The following is a 17,037-nucleotide window of genomic DNA, read 5'->3' on the forward strand; positions in this document are numbered from 1 at the left end:
ACCACAGGTGGCCAAACCCGCGTAATGATCCGGTCCCGGGCCTCTCTCCTTCGTGAACGCACTGCCACTGCACCCACGAAACGGAGGCCGGGCTATGAGTGGCTCGGAGGCAAAGACCGCGGTCGAATGGCTCGTATCGGTGGCACCTGATCCCGATGCCTGCCGGTGGGAATGGGAGCGGAACCCGCTCGGAATCGCCCTCCTTCCCGCCGGCAGGCGCTGGGACGTCCTGATCCTGCCGGGAGAGCTCGGCTACCCGACCCTCGACATCCTGACGCGTCTCGTGGACCGTCCCGGCCCCGTGCTCGCCGACTTCGGCGACGCCCGCCTGGGCTTCTTCGTGCCGCCGGGCACGGCCGCCCGCTGGATCGGCACAGGCGTACGGGGTGCGGGCCGTGGCACCTGGATCGTCGTGCCCTATCCGGGCAGGGCGGCCGGCGGCGTCCGCTGGCTGGTCCTGCCGGACGCGGCCGGCACGCTCACCGATCCTTCGCTGCTGGAGCTCTCGATGCACGAGGCCGCCGCGAATTCCGCGCGGGAAGGCGATGAATGAGCAGAAGCAGCGGGAGGCACAGGCACCAGCTGCCGAACACGTCCAGCGGCCAGTGATAGCCGCGCAGGACGAGGCCGACGCCGGCCGCGAACGTGAGGACGACGGCGAGAGACGACGGCCACCATCGGCGGCCGGGGCGTACGTACGCGGAGACGAGCAGGGCCGCGCCGCAGTAGGCGACGGCCGCTGTCGCCGCGTGTCCGGACGGGTAGTAGCCGGTTTCGGCCGTGAGCGGGCCCGGGCGGGCGATCAAGGACTTGAGCGGGGCGACAAGGGCGGGCACTGCCGCGATGGCGAGGACGGCGGCGGATGCGCGGAGGAGACTGCCCCGCCAGAGCGCGTACGCGACGGCCGTGGCCAGGACCGGCAGCGCGACCGCGAGATTGCCGAGGTCGGCGAGGAACTCGGTGAGGGAGGCCGGGCCGCGGCCGACGACGGCACGGTCGAGGCGCTTGTCCGCGCGGCGCAGGGGGCCGAGGGCCGCGACCTGCCAGGTGATCAGCGCGAACAGGGCGAGCGCCGTGGTCACCGACCCGAGAAACCTCAAAGACCTCAGAAAGAGGAAAGCCGGCTGCCCGGGAACAGGGGGGGTAGTTCCGAGGCAGCCGGCGGGACCGGGCTGCCGCGCGCCCCGGGGGGTTTGGGGCGGGCGGCGATCCGATCCGTGAGGAGTTCCGGAGCCAGTGGCTCCAGTGGTGTGCGCGAGGGCACGGCCAGGGCGGGGCAGGGGGTGCCTCGACCTGGAACCGCCCGCAGTCCCCTGCGAGCGGGGTGTTTCTCTCATCTGCAGAAACCGTACGGCAGGGGGTGGGGGACCGACAGGCGGATCTCCATCCCGCCATTGGCCCCCCACACCTTCTTCACAGGTCACACGCCGGCGAAGGCCGCCTCGATGATGTCCAGGCCCTCGTTCAGCAGGTCCTCGCCGATGACGATCGGCGGCAGGAAGCGCAGGACGTTGCCGTACGTACCGCAGGTCAGGACCAGCAGGCCCTCGGCGTGGCACGCCTTGGCGAGCGCGCCGGCGGCGGCCGCGTTCGGCTCCTTGGTGTCGCGGTCCGTCACCAGCTCGATCGCGATCATCGCGCCGCGGCCACGGATGTCGCCGATGATGTCGAACTTCTCGGCCATCGTGGCGAGGCGGCCCTTCATGACCTCATCGATGCGCTTGGCCTTGGCGTTGAGGTCGAGCTCCTTCATCGTCTCGATGGAGCCGAGCGCACCGGCGCAGGCCACCGGGTTTCCGCCGTAGGTGCCGCCCAGGCCGCCGCCGTGCGGGGCGTCCATGATCTCGGCGCGGCCGGTCACGGCGGCGAGCGGCAGGCCGCCCGCGATGCCCTTGGCGGTCGTGATCAGGTCGGGCACGATGCCCTCGTCCTCACAGGCGAACCACTGGCCGGTGCGGCAGAAGCCGGACTGGATCTCGTCGGCGACGAAGACGATGCCGTTGTCGTTGGCGAACTTCACGATCGCCGGCAGGAAGCCCTTGGCCGGCTCGATGAAGCCGCCCTCGCCCAGTACCGGCTCGATGATGATCGCGGCGACATTGTCGGCACCGACCTGCTTGGTGATCTGGTCGATGGCCTGCGCGGCGGCCTCGGGGCCGCAGTTCTCGGCGCCGGTCGGCCAGCGGTAGCCGTACGCGACGGGGACGCGGTAGACCTCGGGGGCGAACGGGCCGAAGCCGTTCTTGTACGGCATGTTCTTGGAGGTCAGCGCCATCGTGAGGTTCGTACGGCCGTGGTAGCCGTGGTCGAACACGACGACGGCCTGGCGCTTGGTGTACGCACGGGCGATCTTGACGGCGTTCTCGACGGCCTCGGCGCCGGAGTTGAACAGCGCGGACTTCTTGGCGTGGTCGCCCGGGGTCAGCTCGGCGAGCGCCTCGCACACCTCGACGTAGCCCTCGTACGGCGTGACCATGAAGCAGGTGTGCGTGAAGTTCTGCAGCTGGGCGGAGGCCCGGCGCACGACGGCCTCGGCGGAGGCGCCCACGGAGGTCACGGCGATGCCGGAGCCGAAGTCGATGAGGCGGTTGCCGTCGACGTCCTCGATGATGCCGCCGTCCGCGCGCGCGGTGAACACGGGCAGCACGGAGCCCACGCCACCGGCGACCGTGGCGGTACGCCGGGCCTGAAGCTCTGCCGACTTCGGGCCGGGAATCGCGGTGACGACGCGGCGCTCCTGCGGGATTGCGGTCATGAGGGGCTCCTGGGGGTATTACGGACGCATCTTTACTTTCGCAGGCTAGGGGTGGGCGGGCATGCAGGGCATGTTCCGTTCGGGAGAATTGCGGGCGCGTCGTTGTCCGCGACGGATATAGCGGCTGCGGTGCGGTGCGGGTGCGGGCGCCCTGGGGGAACAGCGCCGCAGCACGCGCATCGGTGAACTGCGCAGCCCTACGCACTAGATTGAGCCCTCGCGCGCAAGCGCAGCGCACACCGCACTGAGCTGGTCAGGGGACGAGGGGCAGCATGGACACCGAGGGCACACACGACGCACGCCGGGTACCCCGACCGGCCGCACCCCCCGCCGTGCCCCCAGCCGCGCCCCCCTCCGTACCCCCCGCCCCCGCCCACGCCCCCACCACCGGCCCCTCCCTCGCCGACTGGCTGCGCACCCCGCGACCCGACGCCGGCCCCGGCATCTGGGCGTACGGGCATGTGCCGCGCCCGGCAGAGGAGCCCGAGCGCATCCCCGGGCGCCAGCTCGTCAGCGGCGCCCTGATCTCCCTCCTCACCGCCCTCCTCATCTGGTCGCTCTGCTGGAACGGCTACATCAGCTTCTGGCTCTGGCCACTCTTCTGGTTCACGCCCGAATCCTGGCGCGAGGACGGCGGCAACATGGCGTACGTCTGGGTGACGTACCTCTACTACGCACTGTTCGCCCTGCTCCTCGCCGTCGCCTTCGGCCGCATGGGTCGCTGGGCCGAGGTCGTACGCCGCTACCTCCTCCCGAAGCCCCGCCCCGCCGCTCCCGTGACCGCCCCCCGCTCCGCCCCCGACCCCACGGAGTGGCCCGAGCTGCTCAATGCCGGACAGTCCGAGGCCGCCGCTCGCCTCGCGCAAGAGGTGCGCTCCGGGCGCATGAACGACGTCGACTACGCCCGTATCCGCCGCGCCTGGCAGTCCGTCCAGGCCGACCCCTCCCGGCTCGCCGCCTTCACCGACACCGTCCTGCGCAACGGCGCCGCCGCGTGCACCCACCCTTCCGGTGCGCGCGACCTGCCCGTGCGTGCCGCCTCGCACGACCTGTACGGACGCCAGGTAAGGCTCGGCACAGTGCACCCCGGCGAGCGCAACCCGTACGCCCGCCGAGGCACCGGCCTCGCCCTCGACCCGCACCTCATCGGCACCTCGCTGCTCGCCGTCGGCCCGCCCGGCACGGGCAAGACGACCCACCTCGTACGACCCGTCGTCGAGTCGCTCGCCCTCCAGGCGCTCGCGGGCCAGGCCGCCGTCATCGCCGTCGGGGCGGTCGGCTCGCAGCTCGGCCCCGACGAGGCGTACGACGTCGTCGTCAAGCTCGGCGACCCCGCGTCCGTCTACGACCTCGACCTGTACGGCGGCACCACCGACCCCGACGAGGCCGCCGCCGTCCTCGCGGAGGGCTTCGTCGGCGACCTCCCCGACGTCGACAGCCGCCGCGCCGCCACGGCCCTGGCGCAGCTGCTCGGCCCGTACCGTGCCGCCTACGGGCGCTTCCCCTCCGTACCCGAACTGCGCGAGCTCCTCGACGGCGTACCGACCGCGCTCGCCGCGCTGCGCGAGGCGCTCGACGACGGATCGCAGTACGCCCTCCAGCGCGAACTCGACGCGCGTGCCCGGCAGTCCGGGACGGCGGGCGACCCCGGCATCGCTCTGGCCGACCGTGTCGCGCTGCTCGATCGGCCCGCTTTCGCTTCGTTCTTCGACACGAGTGGCAAGGCGCGGCCCTTCTCGCTGCGCTCCCTCGAACACCCACTGCGCGTCCGCATCGACCTGCCCGAACGCGGTCACGCCGAGGCGTCCCGAATGCTCGCGCGTCTCGTCCTCGCCCAGTTCACGGCGAGCGCCGCGCACCGCGGCGACCGGTCGCTGTTCGCGTGCCTCGTCCTGGACGACGCCACGCGTGCGATCACCACGGAGACCGTGCGCGGAATCCAGCGGCTCCGGTCCGCCAACGCGGGCGCGGTGCTCACGCTGCGTTCGCTCGACGACGTACCGGAGAACCTGCACTCCGCGCTGCTCGGCGCTGTCGGGTGCCGGATGGCGTTCTCGGGGGTGACGACGTGGGACGGCAAGCGGTTCGCCGAGGCGTGGGGCACGGAGTGGGTCGAGACGCGGGATGTGACGAGCCGGACCGTCTTCGCCGACCAGCCGCTGACGCGGGCATTTCATGTCTTCCGGCGGATCGTCACGGGCAAGGCCGTCACGACGGACGCCGTGACCGTACGGAAGGTCGAGCGCGAGCGGTGGTCCGCCTCCGACCTGGCGCACTCCGTGCCCGCCGGGCACGCCGTCCTCTCGCTGACCACAGTGCGCGGGGAGCACGCTCCACCGCTGCTCGTCGACCTTCGGAGCTGACAGGGCGCGCAGGACCCGTACGTCCTGGCAGAATTGGTGGCAGTCGTTCATACGGGACGGCAAAAACCTCCGTCCTAAGGTCTTACGGTCCCATGCCGCCTACTCTCGCCTCGCTCGTCCACCACTCGGCGCTCAAGCTCACCGTGCGCGCCGGGGAGGACCGGCTGGAGACGCCGGTGCGCTGGGCCCACGCCAGTGAGCTCGCCGACCCCGTGCCGTACATGGAGGGCGGCGAGCTGCTCCTCGTCACCGCCATGAAGCTGGAGGCCGAGGATCCGGAGGCGATGCGCCGGTACGTGCGGCGGCTGGCCGGGGCCGGTGTCGTGGGGCTCGGCTTCGCGGTCGGCGTCAACTACGACGAAATCCCGCAGGCGCTCGTCGACGCCGCGCAGGAGGAGAACCTGCCGCTCCTCGAAGTGCCGCGGCGTACGCCCTTCCTCGCCATCAGCAAGGCCGTCTCCGCCGCGAACGCCGCCGACCAGTACCGGGCCGTCACCGCCGGTTTCGAGGCGCAGCGCGAGCTGACGAAGGCGGCGCTGTCGGGGGACGGGCCGAAGGAGCTGCTGGCCCGCCTCGCGTCCCACGTGAACGGGTGGGCGGCGCTGTACGACGTATCCGGCGCCGTAGTCGCCGCCGCGCCCGACTGGGCCGCGCGCCGCGCCGCCCGGATCACCGCCGACGTCGAACGGCTGCGGGAGCGGCCCGCGCCCGCGAGCTCCGTCGTGGGCGGCGGCGGGGCCGACACCGACGCCGAGGCGGACGACCGCGTCGAGCTGCAGTCGCTGGGCGCGGGGCGGCGCGTACGGGGCGTACTGGCCGTCGGTACGGGCGCCCCGTTGGGCACCGCCGAGCGGTACGCCGTGCACTCCGCGATCGCGCTCCTGACGCTGACGACGGAACGGTCGCGCTCGCTGCAGGCGGCGGAGCAGCGGCTGGGCGCGGCGGTGCTGCGGATGCTGCTGGCGGGCGAACCCGACCACGCGCGCGCCGTCGCCGGCGATCTGTACGGTGCGCTGCTGGACGCCCCCTTCCGCCTCCTCATCGCTGAACCCACCGTCCCCGAGGCGGAGGGCGCCCCCGCGGACGCCGACCCGCTCCAGGCCCTCGCCGACGCGATGGAGTCAGCGGCGCTGCGAGCGGGGGAGCCGGTGCTGGTCGTGCCGGACGGCGACCGCCTCGTGGTGCTCGCGGCGGACGGAGGCGACGCTGTGCAAGCCTGCCTCGCCCATACGGAGGCCCGGCGCGGTGCGTCGGCGCGGCCGCACGAGCCGGCCGACGAGGACGACATGGTGGTCGGCCTTTCCGCTCCGGCGGGCCCGATCGCGGCGGTCTCGGCGTACAAGCAGGCGGAACAGGCCCTCTCCGTCGCCCGTCGGCGCGGCCGCGCGCTGGTCGAGCACGAAGAACTGGCCGCAGGCTCTGTCATGCAGCTGCTGGCCGACGACGCGGTGCGCTCGTTCGCGGACGGGATGCTGAGGGCACTCCACGAGCACGACGCGACGGGCCGGGGCGACCTGGTCGCATCGCTGCGCGCGTGGCTCTCCCGCCACGGCCAGTGGGACGCAGCGGCGGCAGACCTGGGCGTCCACCGCCACACGCTGCGCTACCGGATGCGGAGGGTGGAGGAAATCCTGGGCCGCTCGCTCGACGACGCGGACGTGAGGATGGAGCTGTGGCTGGCGCTGAAGGCGACGGGGACGGGGTCGGGCACGAGCTGATGGGGGTGGGTGGGGGGTTCATACTTCTAGCCCCTCCGGCGTTTGAGGAGCGGGGTCGGGAAGGGGCGGGGTGGGGAAAGCGCCGCAGGCCCCCGCACCGCCCCCCGCTCCCGCACCCCCCGCCCCCGCTCCCGCACCCCCCGCCCCCGCACCGCACCCCCCGCCCCCGCACTGCAACCGGCCCAGCCACCCCACCGCGCCGCACAGCGAAACCCCCGCCTCCTCCAAACCGGCACCCCCGCGCTCGCAGACACTCCACCCCGGACAAACGCCGAGTCCGGCCCCCGGCCCTACCGTGGTGGGTAGACAACCCCACCCCCTCGGAAGGGCCGGAACCGACATGACTTCCACCCACGCCTTCTGGCTCGCCGGCCGCCAGGCCACCGGCGAGGACGTCCTCGACGTCACCTCCCCCTGGGACGGCCGCCTTGTCGGCAAGGTCTCCGTTCCCACCGACGCCCAGGTCGAAGAGGCAGTCGCAGCCGCGCACGCCGTCGAGGGCGAGTTCGCCGCGACCCCCGCGCACGTACGCGCCGCCGCGCTCGACCACGTCAGCAAGCGCCTCGTCGAGCGCACCGAGGAGATCGCGCAGCTGATCTCCGCCGAGAACGGCAAGCCCATCAAGTGGGCCCGCGGCGAAGTCGGCCGCGCCGTCTCCGTGTTCCGGTTCGCCGCAGAGGAAGCGCGCCGCTTCAACGGCGGCGAGTCCCAGCGCCTCGACACCGACGCCGGCGGCGTCGGCCGCCTCGCGCTGACGCGCCGCTTCCCCCGCGGCACCGTCCTCGGCATCGCGCCGTTCAACTTCCCGCTGAACCTGTGCGCCCACAAGGTCGCCCCGGCCATCGCCGTCGGTGCCCCGATCATCCTGAAGCCGGCGCCCGCGACGCCCCTGTCCGGTCTGATCCTGGGCGAGCTGCTCGCCGAGACGGACCTGCCTGCCGGTTCGTGGTCCGTGCTGCCGGTCGCCAACGACCGTATGCCCGCGCTGGTCAAGGACGAGCGTCTGCCCGTCATCTCCTTCACCGGGTCCGACAAGGTCGGTTACGCGATCATGGACTCCGTGCCGCGCAAGCACTGCACCCTGGAGCTCGGCGGCAACGGCGCGGCCGTCGTCCTCGACGACTACGCCTCCGAGAAGGACTTGGACTGGGCGGCGACCCGTATCGCCACCTTCTCCAACTACCAGGGCGGCCAGTCCTGCATCTCCGTGCAGCGCGTGATCGCCGACGCGTCCGTGTACGACCGGCTCCTGCCGAAGATCGTCGCGGCCGTCGAGGCCCAGGTCAACGGTGACCCGTCCGACGCAGGCACCGACGTCGGCCCGCTCGTCAGCGAGGAGGCTGCCAAGCGCGTCGAGTCGTGGGTCGACGAGGCCGTCAACGCGGGTGCGAAGCTGCTCGCGGGCGGCAAGCGTGACGGCGCCGCGTACGCCCCGACCGTCCTCACCGACGTCCCGGCCGACGTCACGATCTCCTGCGAGGAGGTCTTCGGCCCGGTCCTGACGGTGCGTAAGGTCAACGGCGAGGCCGAGGCGTTCGCCGCGGTCAACGACTCCAAGTACGGCCTCCAGGCGGGCGTGTTCACGCACGACCTGAAGACCGCCTTCCGCGCCCACCGCGAGCTGGAGGTCGGCGGCGTGGTCGTCGGCGACGTTCCGTCGTACCGCGCGGACCAGATGCCGTACGGCGGCGTAAAGCAGTCCGGCACCGGCCGCGAGGGTGTGCGGTTCGCGATGGAGGACTACACGTACGAGCGGGTCATGGTCTTCACCGGCCTCGCCCTCTGACGTCTCAGCCGACGTACGGCCCAAGAACCACGGCCGGAGCCCACTGTGCGGGGGCTCCGGCCGTGTCTTGTGTACGAAGCGGTGTCCTGCGGACGAAGTCGTGGCTTATGTACGAACGAGTGCGCCAGGACTGGTGGGAATGCCAGGAATCGGGTACATACGGACGAGTAAAACCGGTCGGTAATGCGGTCGGCCGGGACCATGCCCATGCTCGTGTTCATGTCCGTGCCCCGACTCGCGGCGAGGTGAGCTCCTCATGTCCGCACAGCCCGCTGAATCCGTACAGCCAGCAGAACCCGCACGACCAGCACAGCAGCAGCCCAAGGTCTCCGAGCGCGAAGCGCGCCGGGTGGCCGAGGCCGCGCGCGAACAGGACTGGCGGAAGCCGAGTTTCGCCAAGGAACTCTTCCTCGGCCGTTTCCGGCTCGACCTCATCCACCCGCACCCGATGCCGCCGCCGGACGACGCCAGGCGCGGCGAGGAGTTCCTCGCCAAACTGCGCGTGTTCTGCGAGGCGAAGATCGACAGCGCGCAGATCGAGCGCGAGGCGAAGATCCCCGACGAGGTGATCAACGGCCTCAAGGAACTCGGCGCGCTCGGCATGAAGATCGACACGAAGTACGGCGGCCTCGGCCTCACCCAGGTGTACTACAACAAGGCCCTGGCCCTCGTCGGCTCGGCGAACCCGTCCATCGGCGCCCTGCTCTCCGCCCATCAGTCGATCGGCGTACCGCAGCCCCTCAAACTCTTCGGCACGCAGGAGCAGAGGGACGCCTTCCTCCCGCGCCTCGCCCGCAGCGCCATCTCCGCCTTCCTCCTCACCGAACCGGACGTCGGCTCGGACCCGGCCCGCCTCGCGACCACCGCCGTGCCGGACGGCGACTCGTACGTCATGGACGGCGTGAAGCTCTGGACCACGAACGGCGTCGTCGCCGACCTGCTCGTCGTCATGGCCCGCGTACCCAAGTCGGAGGGCCACAAGGGCGGCATCACCGCCTTCGTGGTGGAGGCGGACGCCCCGGGCATCACCGTCGAGAACCGCAACGCCTTCATGGGCCTGCGCGGCCTGGAGAACGGCGTCACCCGCTTCCACCAGGTACGGGTCCCCGCCGCGAACCGCATCGGCCCCGAGGGCGCCGGCCTCAAAATCGCCCTCACCACGCTCAACACCGGCCGCCTCTCCCTCCCGGCGATGTGCGTCGGCGCGGGGAAGTGGTGCCTGAAGATCGCCCGCGAGTGGTCGTCGGTCCGGGAGCAGTGGGGCAAGCCGGTGGCGCTGCACGAGGCGGTGGGCTCGAAGATCTCGTTCATCGCCGCCACGACCTTCGCCCTCGAAGCGGTCCTGGACCTGTCGTCCCAGATGGCCGACGAGGACCGCAACGACATCCGTATCGAAGCGGCCCTGGCCAAGCTGTACGGCAGCGAAATGGCCTGCCTGATGGCCGACGAACTCGTCCAGATCCGCGGCGGCCGGGGCTACGAGACCGCGGAATCCCTGGCGGCGCGCGGCGAGCGGGCCGTCCCCGCCGAACAGATCCTCCGCGACCTGCGCATCAACCGCATCTTCGAAGGCTCGACGGAAATCATGCACCTCCTGATCGCCCGCGAGGCGGTCGACGCCCACCTGAAGGTCGCCGGCGACATCATCGACCCGGAGAAGCCGCTCTCGGCCAAGGCGAAGGCGGGCGCGACCGCGGCAGGCTTCTACGCCCGCTGGCTGCCCAAGCTCGTCACGGGCCCCGGCCAACTCCCGCGCTCGTACGCCGAGTTCCACCCGTCGGACCACCCCGACCTCTCCACCCACCTCCGCTACACGGAACGCACCGCCCGCAAACTCGCCCGCTCCACCTTCTACGCCATGTCGCGCTGGCAGGGCCGCATGGAGACGAAGCAGGGCTTCCTCGGCCGGATCGTCGACATCGGCGCGGAGCTCTTCGCGATGAGCGCCGCCTGCGTACGCGCCGAACTCCTGCGCACGACCTCGGACCACGGCCGCGAGGCGTACCAACTGGCCGACGCCTTCTGCCGCCAGTCCCGCATCCGCGTCGAGGAACTCTTCACGCGCCTGTGGAGCAACACCGACGACCTGGACAACAAGGTCGTCAAGGGCGTCCTGTCCGGTACGTACACCTGGCTGGAGGAAGGCATCATCGACCCGAGCGGCGAGGGCCCCTGGATCGCCGAAGCCACTCCCGGCCCCTCGCAGAAGGAAAACGTCCACCGTCCGATCCGCTGACGCCGGACGTCGCACGCCGTGTCGGAGGGGGCAGGCGGCCACGAAGGCCACCTGCCCCTGTGGGGCCGCCGCGATCGCCGTCCAAAGCGCGGAATGGTCGGCGGGCCGGTGTCCCCGCCGGGCAGGATGTACGTCCGTGACCGTCGTAAACATCCCCGGATCCAAGTCCGTCACCGCGCGCGCCCTCTTCCTCGCCGCCGCGGCCGCCGGAACCACCACCCTGCTGCGCCCGCTCCGCTCGGACGACACCGAGGGCTTCGCCGAGGGCCTCGGCCGTCTCGGGTACCGGCTGGAGCGCGAGGCCGGTGCCTGGCGCGTCGAGGGGCGGCCGTCAGGGCCCGCCGTCGACGAAGCCGACGTCTACTGCCGCGACGGCGCCACCACCGCCCGTTTCCTGCCCACCCTTGCCGCGGCCGGCGCCTCCGGTACGTACCGTTTCGACGCATCCCCGCAGATGCGCCGCCGCCCCCTCGCCCCGCTCACCGAGGCACTGCGCACGCTCGGCGTCGACCTGCGCCACGAGGAGGCGGAGGGTCACCATCCGCTGCGCATCGCCGCCGCCGGTATCAAGGGCGGCGAACTGACCCTGGACGCGGGGGAGTCGTCGCAGTACCTGACCGCGCTGCTGATGCTCGGTCCGCTCACCGTGGAGGGCCTGCGCATCGATGTCACGGACCTCGTCTCGGCGCCGTACGTCGAGATCACGCTCGCGATGATGCGCAGCTTCGGCGCCGAAGTGACGCGGGAGGGCAACGTCTTCGACGTACGGCCCGGCGGCTACCGCGCGACGACGTACGCCGTCGAACCGGACGCGTCGACCGCCAGCTACTTCTTCGCCGCCGCAGCGGTGTCGCCCGGCCGCGAAGTCACCGTCCCCGGGCTCGGCACGGGCGCGCTCCAGGGCGACCTGCGCTTCGTCGACGTACTGGAACAGATGGGCGCCGACGTCCGTATCACCGCGGACAGCACCACGGTCCGTGGCGCAGGCGTGCTCAAGGGCCTCACCGTCAACATGCGCGACATCTCCGACACGATGCCGACACTGGCGGCCATCGCACCGTACGCCGCCGCCCCCGTCCGTATCGAGGACGTCGCCAACACCCGCGTGAAGGAGTGCGACCGGCTGGAGGCCTGCGCGGAGAACCTGCGCAGGATGGGCGTCTCGGTCGCCACGGGCCCGGACTGGATCGAGATCCGGCCCGGCACGCCCCGTCCCACCGAGATCGCGACGCACGGCGACCACCGCATGGCGATGTCGTTCGCGGTGACGTCACTGCACACGGCGCCGGGCATGACCTTCGACGACCCCGGATGCGTACGGAAGACCTTCCCGGACTTCCACGAGGCCTTCGCGGCGCTTCAGCGAACCTGGTAGCGCTAGGGGGTGTCCCCTAGACGCAGACGCCGCCCACTCCCATGCACCACAATCGACCCTTCACTCACGCATCAACAGAACCAGGGGCCAGCGATGTTCTGGGCGGGCAAGCAGGGGCAGCAGGGGAAGCGGCGGGCGCGGCGGCAGGGAGCGGCCGTCGCCGTGGCCGGAGTCGTGTTCGCTGGCGCGGTCGCGTGCGGCGGCAGTAACAGCGGCACCGACAAGGACGGCAAGAACGACGGGAAGCCGGACGGCACGCCCACTGCCAGTGCCGGCAAGGCCGCGAGCGGGCCCAAGCCGCTCACCGAGGCCCAGCTCACCGCCGCCGCGTTCACCGACGGCGAGAGTGTCGGCAAGTACACCGCCTCCGAGTTCACCCTCGGCGGGCCCAACGGCGAGGAATACACCGCCGACCCCGCCGTCTGCCAGCCCTTCGTCAGCCTCGCCGACGAAGTCACCGACTACGAACTCAGGACCGAGGTCAACCGCAGGGTCGACGTCCCCGACGAAATGCTCGGCCTGACCGTCTCCGTCCAGCTCCGTTCGTACGCGAACGGCGACGCCGCCCGCGTCATGAAGGACGTCGCCAAGGCCGGCAAGGAATGCGCCGACGGGTTCACCGAGGAGCGGGCCATCGCCAAGGGCAAGTACCTCAAGGTCGAGCCCGTCAAGGCGCCCGACTTCGGCGACGGGGCGGACGAGGCAAGGGCGTACCACTTCACGATTCTCGACGTGAAGGGGAAGCTGAAGCTCCACGAGTACCTGACCGTCGTACGCGCCGGCTCGGCCACCCTCTCCTTCCGCGGCGAGATCATCGACACCAAGGACATCGGGGGAGTGCCGAAGGAGGTCCTGGACGCCCAGTGGGAGAAGTTCGAGGCCGCGGTCGGCACCAAATGATCAGCGGGCTGTCCCTGCTCCTGCGGCACGCGCCGAGCGCCGTCGTCCCCGCACTGCTGGACCGGCTCGACGCCAGGCAGCGGTACGAACTCCTCGCCCTGTACCCACCGGTGCCGCAGACCGTGAACCACGTGCTGTCCCAAGGCGGCAGCCCCCGCGACCGCGTCGCCCTCGCGCGCAACCGGTACAGCGACCGCGCGCTGCTGCTGCGGCTGATGGAGTGCGGGGAGTACGAGGTCGACCGGTCGGTCTACTTCCACCGCCGGACCACAGGCGCGATGCGGCGGGCCATCGCCCCGGCCCCGCACGAGCCCGTGCTCGCCACGCTTGAGCTCGTAGAGCTGCTCAGGGGCCATCAGCGGGTACGGCACGCCCTGCGCATCCTGGACCGGCCGCACGTCCTCGACCCGCACGCACTGCTGAGCGAGCATCGCCGTCGGCCACTGCCGCCCGGCGCCGTCGAGGCGCTCGTCCTGAGCGGCGAGTGCCCGCGCGCAGCCGTGCTCGCACTGCTCGACACCCGCGGCACGCGCACGTACGGCCGCTGGTGGTACCGGCCGGCCGTACGCGCCGTACGCACCGGCGCGATCACCCCCGCCGAACTCGTCCGCCACATGGCCCCCGCCCACCGCACCCTCCTCCTCCCCACCGTCCGGGTACGCGGCGGGCTCCGCTTGAACGACGCGGAGGCAGCCGCCGTACGGGAGGAGACGGGCCGCGTGCTGCACCCCGTCCTCTCCGACCGGATCGAGGACTGGACCGACTTCGGGCGCCGCGCCCACACCTTCGACGGCACGCTGCCCGAACTGGCGGCGGCCACCGGGCACATCAGCACGGGCGGCCCCGAGATCGAGGGACTGAGCAGCGCCCTCCTGGACGCCCTGCCCGTACGCCGCGAACCGTGCTGGGACCCCCTCGCGCGGGCCGACGCGCTCAAGGCCCTCGCCCGGCTCGACACGGACAGTCGGCCCCAGTACCACCTGCGCAAACAGGCTCTGGCGGACGGGCTGCTGACGGGCGACGACATCGTGCTGCACGGCGCCCCCGCCCGCGCTGCCATCGACGAGAAGAGCTGGCTCGGCCATCTCGAACACTTCGACCGGCCGCAAGCAGTCGTCGCCGCCCGCACCCGCACCACCGAGCTCGCCCGCGCCGCGCTCGGCGAGGATCCGGAGGCATGGTGGGCCGTGGCCCGGCGGTTGCCGAAATTCGAAGGTACGTTCCCGGAGTTGCTCGGCCGGGGCTTCCGCGGGGACTCGCTGTCCGCCTGGTGAGCCATTGCGGCAACAATGGGGGGCATGAGCGACAGCCCAGCCCCCCTTGCCGACCCGCACATCGCCTTCGACGCGTCCGAAGGCCGCCGGGACATCGTCGTCCTCGGCTCCACCGGGTCCATCGGCACCCAGGCCATCGACCTGGTGCTCCGCAACCCCGACCGGTTCCGTGTCACCGCGCTCTCCGCGGCCGGCGGCCGGGTCGGGCTGCTCGCCGAGCAGGCGCGGCAGCTGAACGTCCGTACCGTCGCGGTCGCCCGCGAGGACGCCGTGCCCGCCCTGCGCGAGGCGCTGAAGGAGCGGTACGGGAACTCCGGGAGCACAGAGCCCCTCCCCGAGATCCTCGCCGGGCCCGAGGCTGCCACGGAGGTCGCCGCATCCGCATGCCACACCGTCCTCAACGGCATCACCGGATCCATCGGCCTCGCGCCCACCCTCGCCGCCCTCGAAGCCGGCCGCACCCTCGCGCTCGCCAACAAGGAGTCGCTGATCGTCGGCGGCCCCCTCGTGAAGGCGCTCGCCAAGCCCGGCCAGATCATCCCGGTCGACTCCGAGCACGCCGCGCTCTTCCAGGCCCTGGCCGGCGGCACCCGCGCCGACGTCCGCAAGCTCGTCGTCACCGCCTCTGGCGGCCCCTTCCGCGGACGTACGAAGGCGGAGCTGGCGAACGTCACCCGCGAGGACGCCCTCGCGCACCCCACCTGGGCCATGGGCCCGGTGATCACGGTCAATTCGGCCACTCTGGTCAACAAGGGTCTTGAGGTCATCGAGGCGCACCTCCTCTACGACATCCCCTTCGACCGCATCGAGGTCGTCGTCCACCCCCAGTCATACGTTCACTCGATGGTGGAGTTCACGGACGGCTCGACCCTCGCCCAGGCCACCCCGCCCGACATGCGCGGCCCGATCGCCATCGGCATCGGCTGGCCCGAACGCGTCCCGGACGCCGCGCCCGCCTTCGACTGGTCGAAGGCGTCGACCTGGGAGTTCTACCCCCTCGACAACGAAGCTTTCCCCTCCGTGGGACTGGCCCGACATGTCGGTACGCTCGCGGGCACGGCCCCCGCGGTGTTCAATGCCGCGAACGAGGAGTGCGTCGACGCGTTCCTCGCCGGGCGGCTGCCGTTCACAGGAATCGTGGATACGGTCGCCGAAGTCGTGGCCGAGCATGGCACCCCGCGTGCGGGAACCTCGCTCACGGTCGCGGACGTCCTGGAAGCCGAGACCTGGGCACGAGCCCGGGCCCGTGAAATCGCAGCACAGGCAACAGCGGAGGCTCGCGCATGACGACGATCCTGTTGACGGTCCTCGGGATAGTCATCTTCTTTGCGGGGCTGCTCATCTCCATCGCCTGGCACGAGCTCGGTCACCTCTCGACCGCCAAGCTCTTCGGCGTCCGTGTGCCGCAGTACATGGTCGGCTTCGGACCGACCATCTGGTCCCGGCACAAGGGCGAGACGGAGTACGGGATCAAGGCGATCCCGCTCGGCGGCTACATCCGCATGATCGGGATGTTCCCGCCGGGGCCCGACGGCAAGATCGAAGCCCGTTCGACATCCCCGTGGCGCGGCATGATCGAGGACGCCCGCTCGGCGGCGTACGAGGAACTCCAGCCCGGCGACGAGACCCGGCTCTTCTACACGCGCAAGCCGTGGAAGCGCGTGATCGTGATGTTCGCCGGCCCCTTCATGAACCTCATCCTCGCCGTGGCGCTCTTCATCGGCGTGATGATGACGGTCGGCCTGAACCAGCAGACGACCACCGTCGACTCGGTCGTCCCCTGTGTCGTCGCGCAGAGCGAGAACCGCGAGTGCAAGAAGGGCGACCCCGAGTCGCCCGCCAAGGCCGCCGGCCTGCAGAAGGGCGACAAGATCGTCGCCTTCGACGGCAAGCCCGTCGAGGACTGGGCGACGCTGTCGGACCGTATCCGCGACACCATCGGCCCGGCCGCGATCACGGTCGAGCGCGACGGCCAGGAGAAGGTCCTCCAGGCGAAGCTGATCCCCAACAAGGTCGCCAAGAAGGACGCCCAGGGCCAGCCCATCGCCGACCAGTACGTCGAGGCCGGCTACCTCGGCTTCGGCCCCGGCACGGCCGTCGTGCCGCTGTCCTTCACCGACTCGCTGGACCGCATGGGCGTCATGATCGAGTCCGGCGTCCAGTCGCTCATCGACCTGCCCTCCAAGGTCCCCGACCTGTGGAACGCCACCTTCAACGGCGAGGAGCGCAAGGCCGACTCCCCCATGGGCGTGGTCGGCGCGGCCCGCGTAGGCGGCGAGATCCTCGGGCTCGGGCTGCCCATGGAGAACACGATGGGGATGATGCTGTTCCTCATCGCGGGCTTCAACCTCTCCCTCTTCCTCTTCAACATGCTGCCGCTGCTGCCGCTCGACGGCGGGCACATCGCGGGAGCCCTGTGGGAGTCGCTGAGGCGCAATGTGGCGAAGGTCTTCCGGCGGCCCGACCCGGGCCCCTTCGACGTCGCCAAGCTGATGCCCGTCGCGTACGTCGTCGCCGGGATCTTCATCTGCTTCACCGCGCTGGTGCTGGTGGCGGACGTGGTGAACCCCGTCCGGATCTCCTGACACGTGCGGCTCACCGGCAGCCCACCATTGAGTGGGTTTGCCGAC

General features: G+C 71.4%; 12 protein-coding genes. 10 read left to right on the forward strand and 2 right to left on the reverse strand.

All coding sequences use genetic code 11. The features are described 5' to 3' along the window. The first annotated feature begins 94 nt into the window (after window positions 1-94). Window positions 95-553 (forward strand): hypothetical protein, encoded by a 459-nt coding sequence (locus PXH83_RS23335; protein ID WP_274562507.1) that lies wholly within the window; start codon window positions 95-97, stop codon window positions 551-553. Here PXH83_RS23335 and PXH83_RS23340 read toward each other — a convergent pair. Both PXH83_RS23340 and gabT read right to left on the reverse strand, forming a co-directional pair. Next, window positions 480-1,082, reverse strand: a complete 603-nt coding sequence (locus tag PXH83_RS23340) for a phosphatase PAP2 family protein (RefSeq protein WP_338054729.1) — start codon at window positions 1,080-1,082, stop codon at window positions 480-482. The two genes, PXH83_RS23335 and PXH83_RS23340, sit on opposite strands and share 74 nt — an antisense overlap. A gap of 338 nt (window positions 1,083-1,420) precedes the next feature. Beyond that, complete coding sequence (gabT, locus tag PXH83_RS23345) at window positions 1,421-2,755, reverse strand: 4-aminobutyrate--2-oxoglutarate transaminase (protein ID WP_274562511.1); 1,335 nt, start codon at window positions 2,753-2,755, stop codon at window positions 1,421-1,423. A gap of 272 nt (window positions 2,756-3,027) precedes the next feature. Between gabT and PXH83_RS23350 the strand changes: the two genes are divergently transcribed. The 9 genes from PXH83_RS23350 (at window position 3,028) to PXH83_RS23390 (ending at window position 16,992) form a co-directional block, all read left to right on the forward strand. Next, the gene (locus PXH83_RS23350; protein WP_274562513.1) at window positions 3,028-5,118 is read left to right on the forward strand and encodes a type IV secretory system conjugative DNA transfer family protein; all 2,091 of its coding nucleotides are present in this window, start codon (window positions 3,028-3,030) and stop codon (window positions 5,116-5,118) included. 92 nt (window positions 5,119-5,210) lie between these two features. After that, on the forward strand, window positions 5,211-6,836 hold the full coding sequence (locus tag PXH83_RS23355; protein ID WP_274562515.1) for a PucR family transcriptional regulator: 1,626 nt from the start codon (window positions 5,211-5,213) through the stop codon (window positions 6,834-6,836). Between the two features lie 340 nt (window positions 6,837-7,176). After that, window positions 7,177-8,622: an aldehyde dehydrogenase family protein gene (locus PXH83_RS23360; RefSeq protein WP_274562517.1), complete on the forward strand. Its 1,446-nt coding sequence runs from the start codon at window positions 7,177-7,179 to the stop codon at window positions 8,620-8,622. Window positions 8,623-8,878: 256 nt separating this feature from the next. Then, window positions 8,879-10,858 (forward strand): acyl-CoA dehydrogenase family protein, encoded by a 1,980-nt coding sequence (locus PXH83_RS23365; protein ID WP_274562518.1) that lies wholly within the window; start codon window positions 8,879-8,881, stop codon window positions 10,856-10,858. Between the two features lie 136 nt (window positions 10,859-10,994). Then, window positions 10,995-12,233, forward strand: a complete 1,239-nt coding sequence (gene aroA, locus PXH83_RS23370; protein ID WP_274562519.1) for a 3-phosphoshikimate 1-carboxyvinyltransferase — start codon at window positions 10,995-10,997, stop codon at window positions 12,231-12,233. A gap of 93 nt (window positions 12,234-12,326) precedes the next feature. Then, the gene (locus PXH83_RS23375) at window positions 12,327-13,133 is read left to right on the forward strand and encodes a hypothetical protein (protein WP_274562520.1); all 807 of its coding nucleotides are present in this window, start codon (window positions 12,327-12,329) and stop codon (window positions 13,131-13,133) included. Beyond that, the gene (locus PXH83_RS23380) at window positions 13,130-14,407 is read left to right on the forward strand and encodes a hypothetical protein (RefSeq protein ID WP_274562521.1); all 1,278 of its coding nucleotides are present in this window, start codon (window positions 13,130-13,132) and stop codon (window positions 14,405-14,407) included. The genes PXH83_RS23375 and PXH83_RS23380 overlap by 4 nt, the downstream gene beginning before the upstream one ends. A gap of 24 nt (window positions 14,408-14,431) precedes the next feature. Continuing rightward, entirely contained in the window at window positions 14,432-15,694 is a 1,263-nt protein-coding gene (gene dxr, locus PXH83_RS23385; protein ID WP_274562522.1) for a 1-deoxy-D-xylulose-5-phosphate reductoisomerase, read from the forward strand. Continuing rightward, window positions 15,691-16,992, forward strand: a complete 1,302-nt coding sequence (locus tag PXH83_RS23390) for a M50 family metallopeptidase (RefSeq protein WP_274562523.1) — start codon at window positions 15,691-15,693, stop codon at window positions 16,990-16,992. The genes dxr and PXH83_RS23390 overlap by 4 nt, the downstream gene beginning before the upstream one ends. The last annotated feature ends 45 nt before the right edge of the window (window positions 16,993-17,037 follow it).

This window comes from Streptomyces spiramyceticus (assembly GCF_028807635.1).
In the GTDB taxonomy this organism is placed as follows: domain Bacteria; phylum Actinomycetota; class Actinomycetes; order Streptomycetales; family Streptomycetaceae; genus Streptomyces; species Streptomyces spiramyceticus.